Origin of the sequence: Phreatobacter sp. AB_2022a (genome assembly GCF_026847585.1) — a bacterium.
GTDB lineage: Bacteria > Pseudomonadota > Alphaproteobacteria > Rhizobiales > Phreatobacteraceae > Phreatobacter.
On sequence record NZ_JAPSET010000019.1, the window covers coordinates 1 to 16,006 of the forward strand.

The window sequence follows — 16,006 nt, forward strand, 5'->3', positions numbered from 1 at the left end:
CCGCCGGCATGAGCGCATCCAGCATGGTGCGGTCGCCGACCCGCGCGCCGCCGAGCTCCGCGATCGCGTCGACGCCGGCCCGGAACGCGGCTGCAAGAGCCGCGGCATCCGGCCCGGTGTTACCCTCGAGGTGGCGCGCGGCGCGCATCAGCGCAACCGCGTAGAAGGGCCCGGAGCTGCCGGCAATGGCGCGACGCAGGGCTCCTGCAAGCGCCGCGAGCACCGTCGCCGCACCGGTGAAGGCGCCGTCCGGCAAGGCGCGCAAGGCATTCGCGCCGCGCTGCATGCTGAGGCCGAGGTCGCCGTCGCCCGTGGCGCTGTCGAGGGCGGTCAGGTGAGGTTCGGCGGCGTCGAGGGCGTCCGCCACCTTGAGCAGCGCGCCGCGGATCGCCGGGTCGGCCTTGCCGCCCGCCGTTGTCCTATCCGCCGCTGCCGGCGCCGCCACGATACGCGCCGGCGCGATCTTGCCGCCGCCCGGCCAGGCCGGTGCCGCGGCGGGCGCATCGATGAGGGCGAGCCGATCGTCGTCGACCGCGAGCAGCGACAGCGAACAGCCCGGCATTTCGATCGCGGTCAGGAAATTGCCGCTCCACGCCCGCTCGACAACGATCCCGCGCTCGCGCAGCGCCGCGAGCGCCCGGCGTGCGACGATGGCAAGCTCCATCGGCGGCGTGCCGCCGAGGCCGTTGACCAGCAGCGCCACCCGCGCGCCGGCCGCAAGGCCGCGATCCCCGACGATCACCTCCAGCATGGCGTCGACCAGACGGTCGGCGGTCTCCAGTGCACCGCGCCGCACACCCTGCTCGCCATGGATGCCGAGGCCGAGCTCGACCTCGTCCTCGCCGAGCACGAAGCCCGGCCGGCCGGCGGCCGGAACCGTGCAGGCGCCGAGCGCGACGCCCATCGTGCCGAGCCCTGCGGCCGCCGCACGAGCCGTGTCGGCGACACGGCCGAGCGGCCAGCCCGCCGCGGCTGCGGCCCCCGCCACCTTGTGCACCAGCACGGTGCCGGCAATGCCGCGCCGGCGCTCGGCCGGCACGGTATCGTGCAAGGCGACGTCGTCGGCGACGACGACCACCTCGGTCGGAATGCCCTCGGCCCGGGCCAGCTCCGCGGCGAGGCCGAAATTGAGCCGATCGCCGGTATAGTTCTTGACCACCAGCACGGCGCCCGCCGGCCCGGCCGCGGCGCGGATCGCGGCCAGCACCGCATCGGTGCTCGGCGAGGTGAAGACGTCGCCCGACACCGCCGCCGTCAAAAGCCCCGCGCCGACATAGCCGGCATGGGCCGGCTCATGGCCGGCGCCGCCGCCCGAGAGCACCGCGACCGGCCGGCGCGCGGGTTCGGGCAGGCCGGCCTGCACCACCACGTCCTCGTCGGCGAGCAGCGCCTGGCCCGGCGACAGCGCGACCAGGCCCTCCAGCATTTCGCGTACGACGTGACGCGGGTCGTTGACGAGCTTTTTCATCGGCGGGCTCCGGTGGAGCGGCAGGCTGTCGGGCGGCTCGGCCGGGAGCGCCAAGGCGCGCCCGGCTCGATGGTGGCCTTCGCTCTACCGGTTGGTCGCAAGCCGCCGCTCGACGAGACGCGCATAGAGGCTCGCCGCATAGGGCAGCAGCGCATCGTTGAAGTCGTAGCTGGGATTGTGGACATTGGCGCCATCGCCATTGCCGATATTGATATAGGCGCCGGGCACCTTCTCCAGCATGAACGAGAAGTCTTCCGAGCCCATGATCAGGTCGCGCGCGCGATTGACCTTGGCCTCGCCGACGATTTCCGCCGCGACGTCGGCGGCGAAGGTCGCATCGTCGGCGCTGTTGACCAGCGGCGCGAAGATCAGCCGGAAATCCACCTCCGCCGTCGCGCCGAAACCCTCGGCGACGCCGGTGGCGATGCGCCGCATATTGGTCTCGATGATCTTCAGGACCTCCGGCTTGAACCAGCGCGCCGTGCCGCGCACCGCCGCCTGGTTCGGCACGACGTTGTAGGCATCGCCGCCCTCGATCCGGGTGACGCTGATCACCGCCGAATCCACCGCGCCGACATTGCGCGCCGGGATCGACTGCAGCGCGGTGACGATGTGGCAGGCGGTCAGCACGGGGTCGACGCTGAATTCGGGATGGGCGCCGTGCGAGCCCTTGCCCTTGACGATGATGTCGAAGAAGGCGCCGCCGGCCATCATCGGGCCGGGGCGGATGGCGAAATGACCGAGCGGCAGGTTCGGCGCATTGTGGAAGCCGAACAGGACGTCGCAGGGAAAGCGGTCGAGCAGGCCGTCGGCGAGCATCGCGTTGGCGCCGCCGAGCCCTTCCTCGGCCGGCTGGAAGATCAGGTTGACCGTGCCGTCGAACTGGCGCGTCTCGGCCAGATAGCGCGCCGCGCCGAGCAGGCTCGCCGTATGGCCGTCATGGCCGCAGGCATGCATGCGCCCGTCGATGGTCGAACGGTGGGCGAAGGTGTTGGCCTCCTGCATCGGCAGCGCGTCCATATCGGCGCGCAGGCCGATCGATCGGCTGGATTCGCCGACCTTCAGGCGGCCGACCACGCCGGTCTTGCCGACGCCGCGGTGAACCTCGTAGCCGAAACCCTCCAGCGTGCGCGCCACGAAGTCGGAGGTGCGCTTCTCCTCGAAGCCGATCTCGGGATGACGGTGCAGGTCCTGGCGCCAGGCCGTCATGTCGTTTTCAAAGGCCTTGATCTTGTCGAGAACGGGCATACGCAGCTTCCACTTCAGGGGACGAGGTGGCGCAAAGCTAACATGTCATCAGGGCCGTGCCAGCGCGTCGGGCCGGTTTCCCCCGCATTGGAGCCATCCTCCCCGCGCTTGGCCGTGCCATCGAAACAGGCATCAATTTAGAGTCATTCAAATCGAATTTCTCTTTTGAAAACTTTTAAAAAGTACCGTGTCTAGAACAAGTATATAGTTCCAGATTCCCCGAATTCATTGTTGACGTCACAATGTTGGCCCTGCATTTTCCGGCGCTTCTAAGGCATTGAACCTGGACGACGGACATGCGGCGCGCGACAAGATTGCCCAAGGGCAGGATGACACTGATCGGCGCAGGCCTCGGCAGCCTCGTCAGTGCCAGCCTAGCCTTGCCGGCCACAGCGCAGGACGTTCAGGTTCTCGACGAGATTACCGTCACCGCAACCCGGGCCGCGCGCCCGATCGAACAGGTTCCGACGACCGTGCAGGTGGTCGAGCGCGCCGAGATCGAGCAGCAGCTCAGGTTCTCGTCCAATCCGGCCGTCGCGCTGTCCAAGCTGGTGCCCGGCTATTCCGCCTCGACCGAGACGATCTCCAACGCTTCGGAGAGCTATCGCGGCCGCGGCCTGCTGGTGATGATCGACGGCGTGCCGCTCAACACGCCGCTGCGCGACGTCTCGCGCATCGCCTCGCTGATCGACCTCAATGCGGTCGAGCGCATCGAGGTCGCCTCCGGCGCCTCCAGCCTCTATGGCGCCGGCGCCACCGGCGGCACGGTCAATTTCATCACCCGTCGGCCGGTCGACGGCCGGCCGCAGGTGACCGTCAGCACGGCCCTGCGCGCCTTCACCAGCAATGCCGCCAACTCGCTGGCGCCCGAAGTTTCGGTCAGCATGCTCGGCGGCCATAACGGCTTCGACTATTCGATCGTCGCCACCGGCCGCTCCGCCGGCCGCACCTATGACGGCGCCGGCCGCGAGCTGCCCTCCGACGCCATGCTCGGCCAGGGCGGCGGCGACCGCTACTGGAACGGCAACCTGTTCGCGCGCCTCGGCTACAATTTCGATCCGGCCCGGCGCTTCGAAGTGTCGGCCACCATGATCCGGCTCGAGCAGAACCCGCAATACAACACGCTCTATTCCGGCACCTATGCGCGCCCGGACACGTCGAGCCTCTATTCCGGCTTCAGCGTGATGGAACGGACGAGCTCGTTCCAGGCGCGCTACACCGACCAGTCGTTCCTGCTCGGCGCGCTCTCGGTGCAGAGCTTCTACAACGAGACCAACAAGCGCTTCAACTACAGCAACTATTCGTTCCCCTATAACAGCCAGGTCTACTATTCCGGCAATCCGCGCTCGCCGACGAGCCCGGCCAACCAGACCGTGCTGCATTCGACGCGCTACGGCCTGACCGCCACCATCGATACGCCGCTCGACTTCCTCTGGCGCGGCACGCGCCTGACCTGGGGCGCCGACGTCATCCGCGACCACACGTCCCAGCACCTCGTCGACGGACGCGAGGTGTTCACGCCGCTCGGCCAGACGACGCTCGCCGGCTTCGCGCAGCTCCAGGTGCCGGTCACCGACCGCCTGACGGTGCGCGCGGGCCTGCGCTACGAGCGCTTCGCCCTGACCGTGCAGGACTATACCCGCCCCGACATCTATGCCGGCCTCAGCGGGACCTCGGTCTTTCTGCTGCCGGCGATCCCCGTTCTCGGCGGCTCGTTCACCTATTCCGCGCCGACCTACAATCTCGGCGCGACCTTCAAGCTGACCGATACGATCGACCTCTATGGCGGCTTCAGCCAGGGCTATGCCCTGCCGGATGTCGGCGCCTTCACCCGGCGTGCCGGCTCGACGCTCGCTTATGCCTGCCCGCTCACGCGGCCGACCTGCCTGCCGGCCGGCACCGCCGTCAGCTATGGCAGCATCGGCCCGCGCGCCCAGCTCGTGAACAACTACGAGGTCGGCATTCGCGGCCGCGTCGGCGCCTTCCGCGGCAGCCTGGCCGGCTTCATCAGCACCTCGAACGACGGCGTCACCTTCGATCCGCTCAGCAACACCATGTCGCAGCAGAAGGAGATGATCTACGGCGTCGAGTTCCAGGGCGAGATGCAGGTGACCAGTGCCCTGACGCTCGGTACCAACATGACCTATCGCGAGGGCCGCTACGATTCCAACAAGGACGGGCGGCTCGACAGCTGGCTGCCCAACAACCGCATCGCCAATCCATTCCGCGGCATGATCTACGGCAGCTACCGCTTCGACAACGACGTCACCGTGCGGATCGAAGGCGTCGGCTTCACCGGCCGCAACCAGCCGATCAATCTTGCCGGCACGATCTACCCGATCAAGTCCGGCTTCACGATGAACGCCTCGGTCGCGGCGCCGGTCTTCGGCGGCCAGGCCTTCCTCGCCGTCAACAACCTGTTCGACACGCTCTACGAGAACCCGACCGCCACCTCGGTGCGCAACCTCACGAGCTATGCCTGGGGCCGCACGGTGACCGCCGGCTTCCGCCGCACGTTCTGAGCCGCCATGGTGGAGCTCGACCACGACGCCGGCGGCATCGTCACCCTGCGCCTCACCCAGCCCTACGGCGCGGGGGACGAAGCGGCCTATCTCGGCGCGCTCGAGACGATCGGCCGGCTCGACCGGCCCTTCGCCCTCATCGCCGTGCTCGGCGGCGGCCGCGCCCTCTCGCCGGCCGGCGAGCGCGCCCAGGCGCTCTGGTACAAGGCGACGCGCGAAAGCATGAACCGCAATTGCCGTGGCCTGGCCATCATCCGCCCCGACGCGACCGCCGACACCGCCGCGACGTTCCAGCGGCTCTGGTCCTTCCCGGTAGCGCTCGCGCCGGATGAAACGGCCGGCCGCGCCGCGCTGCTGCCCCTCATCGGAGCCGGAGCATGACCAACCTCGCCGCCAGCCACGATCAGGGTCCGGCCCGCGCCGGACGCCTGCGCCTGTTCGTGGTGCTTGCCGGGCTCTATGTCGCCCAGGCGATCCCGACCTACCTGTTCGCCGCCGCCCTTCCGCCCATCATGCGCGAGCAGGGCGTCTCGCGTACGGCGATCGGCTTCGTCTCGATCCTGTTCCTGCCGCTGGTGCTGAAATTCCTCTGGGCGCCGCTGGTCGACCGCATCCGGCCGGTCGCAAGGGCGCATCGCGCCAGCTGGGTGTTCCTGACCCAGGCCGGCATCATCGCCTGCATCCTCGCCCTGCTCTGGGTCCAGCCGACCGACGTGCGCACCGTGCTGACCATCGGGTTCGTCGCCTCGATGCTGCTCTCCACCCAGGACATCGCCACCGACGGCTATGCCGCCAAATACCTGCCCGAGGCCGACCGCGCCGTCGGCAACGCCATCCAGGGCGGCGCGGTCGCCTTCGGCGTGGTGGTCGGCGGCACGCTCGGACTGGTGCTCTATCACCATGTCGGCTGGACGGCGATGCTGCTGACCATCGCCGCCTTTTCGGTCCTGCCGCTCGCCGCCGCGCTGATGATGCGCGAGGACGATACCGGCGCGGCCTCGGCGGCGGCGCCGCGCCCCTCGGTCATGGCCTTCCTCCGCCGCCCGGAAGCGCGCCAGATCCTCTGGATCGCGCTGACCTACCGGGCGAGTGAAGGCTTCGTGAAGGCAATGGAGGCGCCCTATCTCGTCGATGCCGGCGTGCCGCTCGACCAGATCGGCCTCCTGTCCGGCACGGCGGCGGCGACCGCCGGTCTCGGCGGCTCAGCGCTCGCCGCCTGGCTGATCAGGACGCGCGGCCTCGGCTTCGTGCTGAGCCTGCTCGGCGGCATGCGCACCCTGTGCTTCTTGCTCTTCGCCCTGCACGCCTTCGCCATCGTCTCGGGCAAGGAGGCGCTGTTCGGCGCGGCCGGCTTCCAGACGCTGATCCGCTACATGGAGATCGTCGCGCTCTACAGCCTGTTCATGGCGGTGAGCTCGTCCGACCAGCCGGGCACCGATTTCACCATCCTCGCCTGCGCCCAGCTGGTGGTCTATCTCGCCGGCTCGCTCCTGTCCGGGCGGATCGCCGACTGGCTTGGCTACGGCCCGCTCTTCGCCCTGTCGACGGCATTGTCGGCGATCGCGGTCGTCGCGACGCTGCGCATGCTGAGCAAGGCCGGCCTCGATCGGCCAAGGACCGGCTGAACAGGCACCTCCAGCGATCGAGCGGGCATCGCATGAAGGTCGCCCGTCCTTCGAGGCTCACGCTGGCGCTTTCGCACCTCAGGATGAGATTTGTGGAGTATTGCATCAATGTCTTGATATCGAGCGCTTGCGAGATCGCGCAATCGAGCCCCATGCAAGTCTCTACAATCCTCATCCTGAGGAGCGAGCGAAGCGAGCCTCGAGGGACGGCTGCCTTTCCTGCCATGCAGGCTTGCGACCCGGCGTATTATTCCGAAAGCCAGCTCAGCTCGGCCAGGAACTGTGCGCCGGGCATTTCGGCGACGCTGCCCTCGCACAGGATGCGCTCTGCGGCATGGCTGCCGGTGAGCGTGACATGCACCTCGTCCAGGCCAAAAATGGTCTCAAGACCGGCGCTCTGGCTGTGCCGGCGGGTCTCGACCTTGATCTCGACCTTGTCGCCCTCGCGCGCCACCGAGCCGAAATAATAGAAGCCGCCATCGCCGCCGCGCACGCGTTCGCCGGTGACGAAGAGAATGCCGGCGCCCCAGCCGCGCGGGCCCTGGAATCGCAGTCTGTAGAGCCCGTCGCGCATCGGCCTCGTCGTCAGGCAAGCCAGCGCTTGCGCCGGCGATAATGTTTCACCGCGTGATAGTCGACCTTGTTGTGGCCGCCAAGATAGGCCTCGGCAATATCCGGGTTGCTGCTCAGCACCTCCGCCGGCCCGCCCATCAGGATCCGGCCGTTCTCGATGAGATAGGCCTCGTCCGCGATCTCCAGCGCGGCGGCGGCATTCTGCTCGACCAGCAGCACGGCGACGCCGCTGTCGGCATTGATGCTGCGCACAATGTCGAAGATCTCGTCGACCAGGAACGGCGCAAGCCCGAGGCTCGGCTCGTCGAGCATGAGGAGCTTCGGCTCGGTCATCAGCGCCCGGCCGATCGCCAGCATCTGCTGCTCGCCGCCGGAGAGATAGCCCGCCTTCGCCTTGGCCCGCTGCTTCAGGCGCGGAAACAGCGTCATGACCTTGTCGATGAGAGCCGCCACATGGCCGCGGTCGCGGTGCATGGAAGCGGCTGCGATCAGGTTCTCCTCGGGGGTGAGATGGCCGAAGACGCGCCGGCCCTCCAGCACATGGGCGATGCCGCGCCGGACCCGGTCGGGCGGATCGAGCGCCAGGATATCCTCGCCGGCGAAATGCACCTCGCCGCGCGAGACCTCGCCGCGCTCGGGTTTCAACAGGCCGCTGATCGATTTCAGGATGGTGCTCTTGCCCGCGCCATTGGCGCCGAGCAGCGCGACGAGGCCGCGATCGGGCACCTCGATCGACACGCCTTTGACCGCGAGGAAGACGCGGTCATAGACCACCTCGACATTGTTGAGCGCGAGAAGGGTCATGAAGGGCTCCGCTGTGAGGCGTCCGGCCCGCGGCGGGCACGCCGGACGAACGGGCCCGCACGGATCCGTGCGGGCGCCGCGATATCGGTCGTTCCGGGCCGGCGCTCACTTGCCGGAGCGGCGGAACTCCTCCGAATATTTCCGGATCTCGGCCCAGACGATGTCCTGGTTGGCGGTGAACCAGTCGGTCACCGGCACGAACTTGCTGCCGTCCCAGCGCGCGACGCGGCCCTGGCCGCCGCCCTGATGGTCTTCCTTGGTCACCGTGGTGGGCGGCAGCAGGCCTTCGGCGGTGAAGTTGGTGATGGAGCGCAGGCCTTCGTTCAGCCAGGCGCCGGTCACCGGTCCGTTCGGCGCCTTCTCGGCCGCCTTGCGCACGCCCTCGACCATCAGCGAGGCCATCTGGACACCGTAATTGTAGTAGCTGGTGCCGACCTTGCCGCTGGGCCCCGCGCCCTTGCCCTTGCCGACCACCTCGTTGATGATGTCCTGGATCGGCTTCGGATCGCGGCCGCTGGCGCAGGGCTCGATCTTCAGAACGCCCTTCACCGCATCCTTGCCGACGACTCCCATGTCGGATTCCGACAGCCAGACGCTGGAGGAGACGCGGTCCATCGGCAGGCCGTTGCGCACCGCTTCGGTCAGCGCCACGGTCTGGCCGACGCCGGCGCCCCAGAAGATCACGAAGTCCGGCCGGGCGCGCCGCACCTGCGGCCAGATCGCGGCCTGGTCGTTGCCCGGCGGCGTGTAGGGGAAGGGCAGCAGCTCGAAGCCCTGGCGCTGGGCCAGCACCTGCAGGATCGGCAGCGGCTCCTTGCCGAAGGGCGTGTCGATGTGGACGAAGACGATCTTCTTGCCGCGCAGGTTGCCGCCCGAACTCTTGGCAAAATAGTCGATGATCAGGCCGGCCTGGGTCCAGTAGTTGATCGACAGCGGCAGCACATAGGGAAAGCTCGTGCCGTCGGCGGCATCGCTCCGGCCGGAATAGGCGGTGACCAGGTTGATCTTGTCCTCGAGCGCGCGCGGCACGAGCGCCCGGGCGACCGGCGTCGACAGGGGATCGATCAGCACCGCACCCTCGCGCTTGCCCCGCTCATAGGCCTCGATCGCCCGCGGCAGGTCGTTGGCGTGGTCCGACACGTCGGCGACGATGCGGTAGCCGCCAACCCCGCCGCGCTCGTTGACGAGCGTGAAATAGTCCCGCTGGCCCTGGTTATATTCCGAGGTGACGAAGGTGTAGATGCGGGTGAAGTCCTGCGCCAGCGTGAAGCGGACGACCCGCTCCTGGGCAAAGGCTCCTGACGTCGACACGGTGGGCGCGGCCAGCGCCGCGGCTGTTCCACTGAGAAAGATGCGCCGGTTGACTGACATGACGTGTTTCCTCCGCCCCTTGTTCTGGCGCCGTTACCGCTGGGCGTGGCGGAACGGCCATACGAGGAGGTAATTCCTCAGATTGTCATAGATCTTGGCAAGGCCCAGCGGCTCGTAGAGAAGGAAGCCGATGACGAGCGCGCCATAAGCCATCAGCGGCACATGGGCGCGCAGATCGATCGACATGCCGAGGCCGAGCGTCGTCGCCATGAACCCCATGAGATTGTTGAGCACGATCGGCGCGAACAGGATCAGCGCGGCGCCGAAGAACGGCCCGAGCACGCTGCCGAGGCCGCCGACGATGACCATGGCGAGCAGCTGGATCGACAGTTCGATATGGAACTGGTCGGGCGAGACGGCGCGCAGATAGCAGACCGCCAGCACCGAGCCGACAACGCCGCCGATGAAGGAGGACACCCAGAAGGCGAGCAGCTTGTATTTGAACGTGCTGACGCCGAGGATCTGCGCGGCATAGTCCTTCTCGCGCACTGCCGCGAGCGCCCGGCCGAAGCTGGTGCGCCGGACATTGAGCATGAACAGGGTGACCAGCACGCAGACGACGAGCGCGACGAAATAGGTTTCGACGTCGCCGCGCAGGCTGATGCCGAGGAAGCGCACCGGCGGCACCTGGATGGTGGCGAGCGTGCCGCCGCTGATTGCCGGCGTCTGCGAGATGACGAAGTCGACGATGTACTGCATGGCGAGCGTCGCCATGGCGAGGTAGATGCCCTTCACTCTGAGCGCCGCCGCGCCGAAGATGATGCCGATGGCGGCGCTCATCAGGCCGCCGGCGATCATCGCGAATTCGAGCGGCACGCCGAAGCGCACGAGATGCACGGCGGTATAGGCGCCGATCGCCATCACCGCGCCATAGCCGAGATGGATCTGGCCGGCGCCGCCCATGACCAGGTTGAGCCCGAGCGCCGCCGTCGACCAGATCAGCCAGGGCAGCAGATAGCCGGCGAGATAGAGCCGGTCGAGCGTGAACGGCGCGAGCACCAGGAAGGCGAGGACGAGAAGGATCAGCGCCCGGTCGAAGCCGAGCGGAAAGAGCTGCCGCTCGTCCTCGTAGCGGGTGTGGCGGATGCCGGCGCGACGGTAGAACATGGGCTGGCTCCTAGACGCGCTCGATATGCTCGCGGCCGAACAGGCCGTGCGGCTTCAGGAGCAGCGTGAGCAGGATGATGACGGAGGCGACGATGTCGCGGGTGCCGCCGCCGACCAGCGGATCGAGTATGCCGGTCGCAAGGCTCTCGGCGACGCCGACGATGAGGCCCGCGATGAGCACGCCGGGGATCGAGTCGAGGCCGCCGAGGATGGCGATCGCCAGCGCCTTGATCAGCAGCAGCGACAGCGACCAGTCGACGCCCTGCGTCGCGCCCCAGAGGATGCCGGCGCCGGTCGCGATCACCGCGCTCAGGCCCCAGGCGACCGCGATCGCCTTCTCCACGCGGATGCCGACCGACCAGGAGGCGGTCTGGTCGTCGGCCACCGCGCGCATGACGATGCCGTAACGCGAATTGAAGAAGACCAGCGACAGCACGATGAGCAGGAAGGACAGCGAGCCGCCGATCAGCGTTGCCCGGTTGATCAGGAGCTCGCCGATGAAGACGGGAGCCTGCGGGATGCCGATGTCGAGACGCTTGACCGCCGCTCCGAACACACCCGGCATCAGGCCGCGCAAGAGGATCTCGATGCCGAGCGTCAGCATGATGGTCATGATGACGGGCTGGCCGATCATCCGGCGCAGCGCCAGGCGCTCGACCATGGCGCCGGCAAAGAACATGACGAGGAGGGCCAGCACGATGGCGAGCCACATGGGCGCGCCGAGGCCGGCCGAGAGGGCCCAGGTGATATAGGCGCCGGTCATGGCGATGGCGCCCTGGGCGAGATTGGCAAGGCCCGAGGTCTTGTAGATGAGCACGATGCCGAGCGAGACCAGGGCATACATCAGGCCGACGAAGGCGCCGCTGAGCGCCAGTTCCGAAATGAGCAGGACGTCCATCAGGCCGGAACCTCGCTGATCGTAAGGGTGCGCCGGATCACGCCGCGCTCGCCGCTCTCATAGGTGATGGCCGCGTCGAACACGGTCTGCCGCTCGCCGCCATAGAGCGCCGCGATCAACGCGGCATAGGTCGTCTCGATCGTGTTGCGGCGCAGCTTGCGGGTGCGCGTGATCTCGCCGTCGTCCGCGTCGAAATCCTTGTGCAGGTTGACGAAGCGGCGGACCTTCAGCCCTTCGGGCTGGAGCGTGTTGACATGGGCGATGACCGAGCCCACCAGCTCCTGCACCTCGGGCTTCTGCGAGAGATCGGCATAGGACGTGTAGGAGATGCGCCGCTCCTCCGCCCAATGGCCGACCGCGTCGAAATCGATGCAGACGATGGCGGTGAGCTGGTCGCGGCCGGCGCCGATGACGGCGACATTGCGGATATAGGGGCTGAACTTCAGCCGGTTCTCGATGAAGTTCGGAATGTAGCGCTCGCCGGCCGCCGTGCGCACCACCTCCGAGACGCGGCCGAGCACGACGAGATCGCCGTCCTCGTCGAGGAAGCCGGCATCGCCGGTGTGCAGCCAACCGTCGACGATGGCCTTGGCCGAGCTTGCCGGATCGTCGAAATAGCCCGTGATCACCGACGGCGACCTGACCAGGATCTCGCCGCTGTCGTCGATGCGGACCGCGACGCCCTCCATCGGCCGGCCGACGGTGTGCAGCTTGACCCGGCCCTCGCTCTGCGCGGCGGTCAGCGCGCAGGTCTCGGTCTGGCCGTAGAACTGCTTCAGCTTGATGCCGAGCGCGCGGAAGAACAGGAACGTGTCCTCGCCGAGCGCCTCGCCGCCGGTAAAGGCGCGCTCGGCCCGCCCGAGGCCGAGATAGTCGCGCAGCGGCGCATAGACCAGGACGTCGCCGATCCGGTGCATCAACCGCTCGCCGAGCCCGGGCTGCTCGCCGGCGAGGCGCTTCTTCTCCAGGGCCACCGCCCGTGGCATGAACGTGTCGAACAGCCGCCGCTTCAGCGGCGTCGAGTTCTTCATGCCGACCTGGATGCGCGTCAGCATCTGGTCCCAGGCGCGCGGCGCGGCGAGATAGAAGGTCGGCGCCACCTCGCGCAGGTCGTGCATCACCGTTTCCTGCCGCTCGGGGATGTTGATGGTCGCCGTCAGCATCAGGCCGGCGCCGAGCGTGAACACGAAGTCGCCGACCCAGGCCGTCGGCAGATAGGCGAAGAGCTCCTCGTGTTCGCGGAAATAGCCGCTGGCCGCCGCGTTCATGACGCCGCGCGTGACATTGGCATGGCTGAGCGGAATGCCCTTGGGCTCGCCGGTCGTGCCCGAGGAATGGAGGAGCACCGTGACGTCGTCGGGGCCGGCGCGGCCGGCCAGCGCCGCGGCCAGGCCCGGCTCCCGCTCGAGCCGTGCGCGCCCCTCGGCGACGAGCGCCTCGAGCGAGACGAGGCCGGCCGCGGCATAGCCGTCGAGGCCGCGTGGATCATCGTAGACGATGGTCGCCGGCCGGCCGATCCGCTCGCGCAGCTCGATCAGCTTGTCGACCTGTTCCTGGTCCTCGGCCACCGCGAAGTCGGGCGCGCCGTGGCGGGTCGAGACGACGAGCTCGTCGAGCGGCACGTCCGGGTAGACGGGCGAGGGAAAGGCCTTCAGCACATTGGCCGCCAGCATGGCGAAATAGAGCCGCGGCCGGTTGTCGCCGATCACGATGAGCGCCGATCCCGGGTTGAGGCCGCGCGCGTCCAGCGCCGCCGCCATCGCCAGCACCTCGTCCTGCACCTGCTTCCAGGTCAGCTCCTGCCAGACGCCGTATTTGCGTTCGCGGAAGGCGATGCGGTCGGGCGAACGCGCGGCATTGCGGGCAAGCGCGGCGACCAGCGTCGCCGGCTGGCCATCGGCCGCCGCCGCCTTTGCGATGTCGGTCGAAAGCGCGTTCATGACGTCACCGCTTCCTGGTGGCGCTTGGCCGCCCGTTCGCCGAGATAGGCCGATACGACGCGCGGATGCGCGATCGCCTCATGCGGCTTGCCCTCGGAGATGATCTCGCCGTAGCTGAGCACCACCACCCGGTCGCAGATCGCGGTCACCACGTCCATGTGGTGCTCGATGATCAGGATGGTGACGCCGCGCGCCTCGCGCGCGTCCAGGATGAAGCGTGCGATATATTCCTTCTCCTCCTGGTTCATGCCGGCCATCGGCTCGTCGAGGATCAGGAAGCGCGGCTCGGCGACCAGCGCGCGGGCAAGCTCGACACGCTTCTGCAGGCCGAGCGGGATGACGTCCACCGGCTCGTCGCGGATGTCCTGGAGCTGCATGAACTCGATGATCTCCTCGACGATCCGCCGGTTCGCCAGCTCCTCCTTCTGCGCCCACCACCAGTAGAAGAAGGTGCCGAGCGCGCTCGGCCGCATGTGCACGTGGCGGCCGATCAGGATGTTGTCGAGCACGCTCATGCCCTTGAACAGGGCGAGGTTCTGGAAGGTGCGCGCCACCCCGCGGCGCGCCACCAGATGCGGCGCGACATGGGTGATGTTCTCGCCGAACAGCGTGACGCTGCCGGCATTGGGCGGATAGAAGCCGGTAACGACGTTGACGAGCGTCGTCTTGCCGCTGCCGTTCGGCCCGACCAGGCCGAAGATCTCGCCCTCGCGCACATCGAGCGACGCTCCCTTCAACGCCTTCAGGCCGCCGAAGGAGCGCTCGATGTCGCGGCAGGCCAGCACCACCGGGCGGGCGGATGGGGATGGAATGTCGATGCCGGTTCGGTCCATGGCACGCCTCACATCCTGAAGACGCCGTAGTGGGGATCCCGTCCTGGCGCATTGAGCGCCGCGGACAGGGCGATGGCCAGCGCATTGCGGGTATCGACGGGATCGAGAATGCCGTCGTCCCAGATTTCCGAAGTGGAATAATAGGCGCTCGACTGGCGCCGGTATTCCTCCAGGATCGGCTCGCGGATCGCGGCGATGCCGGCGGCGTCGAGCGCCTCGCCCTGGCGCGCGAGCTGGCGGATCTTGATGTCGGCGAGCACGTTGGACGCCTGTTCGGCGCCCATCACCGAAATCTGGCTCTGCGGCCACATGAACAGGAAGCGCGGATCGAAGGCGCGGCCCGACATGCCGTAATTGCCGGCGCCGAACGAGCCGTTGACCACCACGGTGATCTTCGGCACCTCCAGGCCCGACACCGCCATGATCATCTTGGCGCCGTCCTTGGTGATGCCGCGGTGCTCGTATTCGCGCCCGACCATGTAGCCGGTGATGTTCTGCAGGAACAGGACCGGCGTGCGGTTCTGGTCGCAGAGCTGCATGAAATGGGCGCCCTTCAGCGCGCTGTCGTTGAACAGCACGCCATTGTTGGCAAGGATGCCGACCGGGCAGCCCCAGATATGGGCGAAGCCGCAGACGAGCGTCGTGCCATAGGCCGGCTGGTATTCGTGGAAGCGGCTGCCGTCGACCATGCGGGCGATCACCTCGCGCATGTCGAACTGCACCTTGATGTCGCGCGGGATGACGCCGTAGAGCTCGTCGGGATCATAGGCCGGCGGCTCGGGGCTGGCCCATTGGAGCGCTGCCTTGGCCCGCTTCGGGAAGGTGCCGACGATCTCGCGTGCAATCGCGATGGCATGGCGCTCGCTGGTCGCCGGATAGTCGGCCGTGCCGGAAATGCGGGTATGGACGTCGGCGCCGCCGAGCTCGTCCACCGTCACCTCCTCGCCGGTCGCCGCCTTCACCAGCGGCGGCCCGCCGAGGAAGATCGCGCCCGTTCCCTTGACGATGACATTGTATTCGCTGAGCGCCGGCACATAGGCGCCGCCCGCGGTGCAATGGCCGAGCACGATCGCCACCTGCGGCACGCCCATCTTCGACAGCGTCGCCTGGTTGCGGAAGATGCGGCCGGCAAGATAGCGGTCGCCGAAGAGTTCCGCCTGCAGCGGCAGGAAGCCGCCGGCGCTGTCGCACAGATGCACCACCGGCAGGCGGTTCTCGATGGCGATGTCGAGCGTGCGGACGATCTTCTTCACCGACAGCGGATACCAGGCGCCGCCCTTCACGCTGGCATCGTCCGCATGGATGATCACCTCGCGGCCGGAGACGATGCCGATGCCGGAGACGATGCCGGCCCCCGGCACGTCGCCGCCATAGGCCTCGCCCGCCGCGAGCGTCGACAGTTCCAGGAACGGCGTGCCGGGATCGAGCAGGGCCTCGATCCGATCGCGCACGAACATCTTGTTCTGCCGCGCGAGGCGCTGGAGATCGCGCTCGGGCCGGACCAGCCGGGCCTCGCGCTGGCGCTCCTTCAGCGCGGCGGCAAGGCCCCTGTTGTGCGCGAGATTGGCAAGGAACTCGGAGGAGCGGGTATCGAGCGAGGAGACGATCTTGCGCATG

At 68.1% G+C, this 16,006-nt stretch carries 13 protein-coding genes; 3 read left to right on the forward strand and 10 right to left on the reverse strand.

Annotated features, from left to right (window positions below; genetic code table 11):
• Both OZ671_RS15215 and OZ671_RS15220 read right to left on the reverse strand, forming a co-directional pair.
• Positions 1 to 1,468 (reverse strand): dihydroxyacetone kinase family protein (locus OZ671_RS15215; protein WP_268861533.1); only part of this gene is annotated, 1,468 nt, incomplete at its 3' end.
• 84 nt (positions 1,469 to 1,552) lie between these two features.
• Positions 1,553 to 2,716 (reverse strand): M20 aminoacylase family protein, encoded by a 1,164-nt coding sequence (locus tag OZ671_RS15220; RefSeq protein WP_268861534.1) that lies wholly within the window; start codon positions 2,714 to 2,716, stop codon positions 1,553 to 1,555.
• A gap of 329 nt (positions 2,717 to 3,045) precedes the next feature.
• On the opposite strand from OZ671_RS15220, the gene OZ671_RS15225 reads away from it, so the two are divergent.
• The 3 genes from OZ671_RS15225 to OZ671_RS15235 are packed head-to-tail and all read left to right on the forward strand — an operon-like array spanning position 3,046 to position 6,863.
• Positions 3,046 to 5,238 carry a TonB-dependent receptor gene (locus tag OZ671_RS15225; RefSeq protein WP_328286365.1) on the forward strand — a complete coding sequence of 731 codons (2,193 nt, stop codon included), beginning with the start codon at positions 3,046 to 3,048 and terminating at the stop codon, positions 5,236 to 5,238.
• 6 nt (positions 5,239 to 5,244) lie between these two features.
• Positions 5,245 to 5,619, forward strand: a complete 375-nt coding sequence (locus OZ671_RS15230; protein WP_268861535.1) for a hypothetical protein — start codon at positions 5,245 to 5,247, stop codon at positions 5,617 to 5,619.
• Positions 5,616 to 6,863, forward strand: coding sequence for an MFS transporter (locus OZ671_RS15235; RefSeq protein ID WP_268861536.1), 1,248 nt, complete (start codon positions 5,616 to 5,618; stop codon positions 6,861 to 6,863). The genes OZ671_RS15230 and OZ671_RS15235 overlap by 4 nt, the downstream gene beginning before the upstream one ends.
• A gap of 247 nt (positions 6,864 to 7,110) precedes the next feature.
• Here OZ671_RS15235 and OZ671_RS15240 read toward each other — a convergent pair whose 3' ends face one another.
• From OZ671_RS15240 to OZ671_RS15275, 8 genes are all read right to left on the reverse strand, one after another.
• Positions 7,111 to 7,437 (reverse strand): hypothetical protein, encoded by a 327-nt coding sequence (locus OZ671_RS15240; protein WP_268861537.1) that lies wholly within the window; start codon positions 7,435 to 7,437, stop codon positions 7,111 to 7,113.
• A gap of 11 nt (positions 7,438 to 7,448) precedes the next feature.
• On the reverse strand, positions 7,449 to 8,240 hold the full coding sequence (locus OZ671_RS15245) for an ABC transporter ATP-binding protein (protein WP_268861538.1): 792 nt from the start codon (positions 8,238 to 8,240) through the stop codon (positions 7,449 to 7,451).
• Positions 8,241 to 8,345: 105 nt separating this feature from the next.
• Positions 8,346 to 9,611, reverse strand: coding sequence for an ABC transporter substrate-binding protein (locus OZ671_RS15250; protein ID WP_268861539.1), 1,266 nt, complete (start codon positions 9,609 to 9,611; stop codon positions 8,346 to 8,348).
• A 33-nt stretch (positions 9,612 to 9,644) separates the two neighbouring features.
• Complete coding sequence (locus OZ671_RS15255) at positions 9,645 to 10,718, reverse strand: branched-chain amino acid ABC transporter permease (protein WP_268861540.1); 1,074 nt, start codon at positions 10,716 to 10,718, stop codon at positions 9,645 to 9,647.
• Positions 10,719 to 10,728: 10 nt separating this feature from the next.
• Positions 10,729 to 11,616: a branched-chain amino acid ABC transporter permease gene (locus OZ671_RS15260; protein ID WP_268861541.1), complete on the reverse strand. Its 888-nt coding sequence runs from the start codon at positions 11,614 to 11,616 to the stop codon at positions 10,729 to 10,731.
• Positions 11,616 to 13,556 (reverse strand): AMP-dependent synthetase/ligase, encoded by a 1,941-nt coding sequence (locus OZ671_RS15265; RefSeq protein ID WP_268861542.1) that lies wholly within the window; start codon positions 13,554 to 13,556, stop codon positions 11,616 to 11,618. Before OZ671_RS15265 ends, OZ671_RS15260 begins: the two co-directional genes overlap by 1 nt.
• Positions 13,553 to 14,389, reverse strand: coding sequence for an ABC transporter ATP-binding protein (locus OZ671_RS15270; RefSeq protein WP_268861543.1), 837 nt, complete (start codon positions 14,387 to 14,389; stop codon positions 13,553 to 13,555). Before OZ671_RS15270 ends, OZ671_RS15265 begins: the two co-directional genes overlap by 4 nt.
• An 8-nt stretch (positions 14,390 to 14,397) precedes the next feature.
• Positions 14,398 to 16,005, reverse strand: coding sequence for an acyl-CoA carboxylase subunit beta (locus OZ671_RS15275; protein ID WP_268861544.1), 1,608 nt, complete (start codon positions 16,003 to 16,005; stop codon positions 14,398 to 14,400).
• Between the last annotated feature and the right edge of the window lies 1 nt (position 16,006).

Bases quoted from the DNA above. Each gene is read 5' to 3' on its own strand.
- OZ671_RS15245 (WP_268861538.1), bottom strand. From the start codon at position 8,240: ATGACCCTTCTCGCGCTCAACAATGTCGAGGTGGTCTATGACCGCGTC.
- OZ671_RS15220 (WP_268861534.1), bottom strand. From the start codon at position 2,716: ATGCCCGTTCTCGACAAGATCAAGGCCTTTGAAAACGACATGACGGCC.
- OZ671_RS15275 (WP_268861544.1), bottom strand. From the start codon at position 16,005: ATGCGCAAGATCGTCTCCTCGCTCGATACCCGCTCCTCCGAGTTCCTT.
- OZ671_RS15240 (WP_268861537.1), bottom strand. From the start codon at position 7,437: ATGCGCGACGGGCTCTACAGACTGCGATTCCAGGGCCCGCGCGGCTGG.
- OZ671_RS15270 (WP_268861543.1), bottom strand. From the start codon at position 14,389: ATGGACCGAACCGGCATCGACATTCCATCCCCATCCGCCCGCCCGGTG.
- OZ671_RS15235 (WP_268861536.1), top strand. From the start codon at position 5,616: ATGACCAACCTCGCCGCCAGCCACGATCAGGGTCCGGCCCGCGCCGGA.
- OZ671_RS15225 (WP_328286365.1), top strand. From the start codon at position 3,046: ATGACACTGATCGGCGCAGGCCTCGGCAGCCTCGTCAGTGCCAGCCTA.
- OZ671_RS15260 (WP_268861541.1), bottom strand. From the start codon at position 11,616: ATGGACGTCCTGCTCATTTCGGAACTGGCGCTCAGCGGCGCCTTCGTC.
- OZ671_RS15230 (WP_268861535.1), top strand. From the start codon at position 5,245: ATGGTGGAGCTCGACCACGACGCCGGCGGCATCGTCACCCTGCGCCTC.
- OZ671_RS15250 (WP_268861539.1), bottom strand. From the start codon at position 9,611: ATGTCAGTCAACCGGCGCATCTTTCTCAGTGGAACAGCCGCGGCGCTG.
- OZ671_RS15255 (WP_268861540.1), bottom strand. From the start codon at position 10,718: ATGTTCTACCGTCGCGCCGGCATCCGCCACACCCGCTACGAGGACGAG.
- OZ671_RS15265 (WP_268861542.1), bottom strand. From the start codon at position 13,556: ATGAACGCGCTTTCGACCGACATCGCAAAGGCGGCGGCGGCCGATGGC.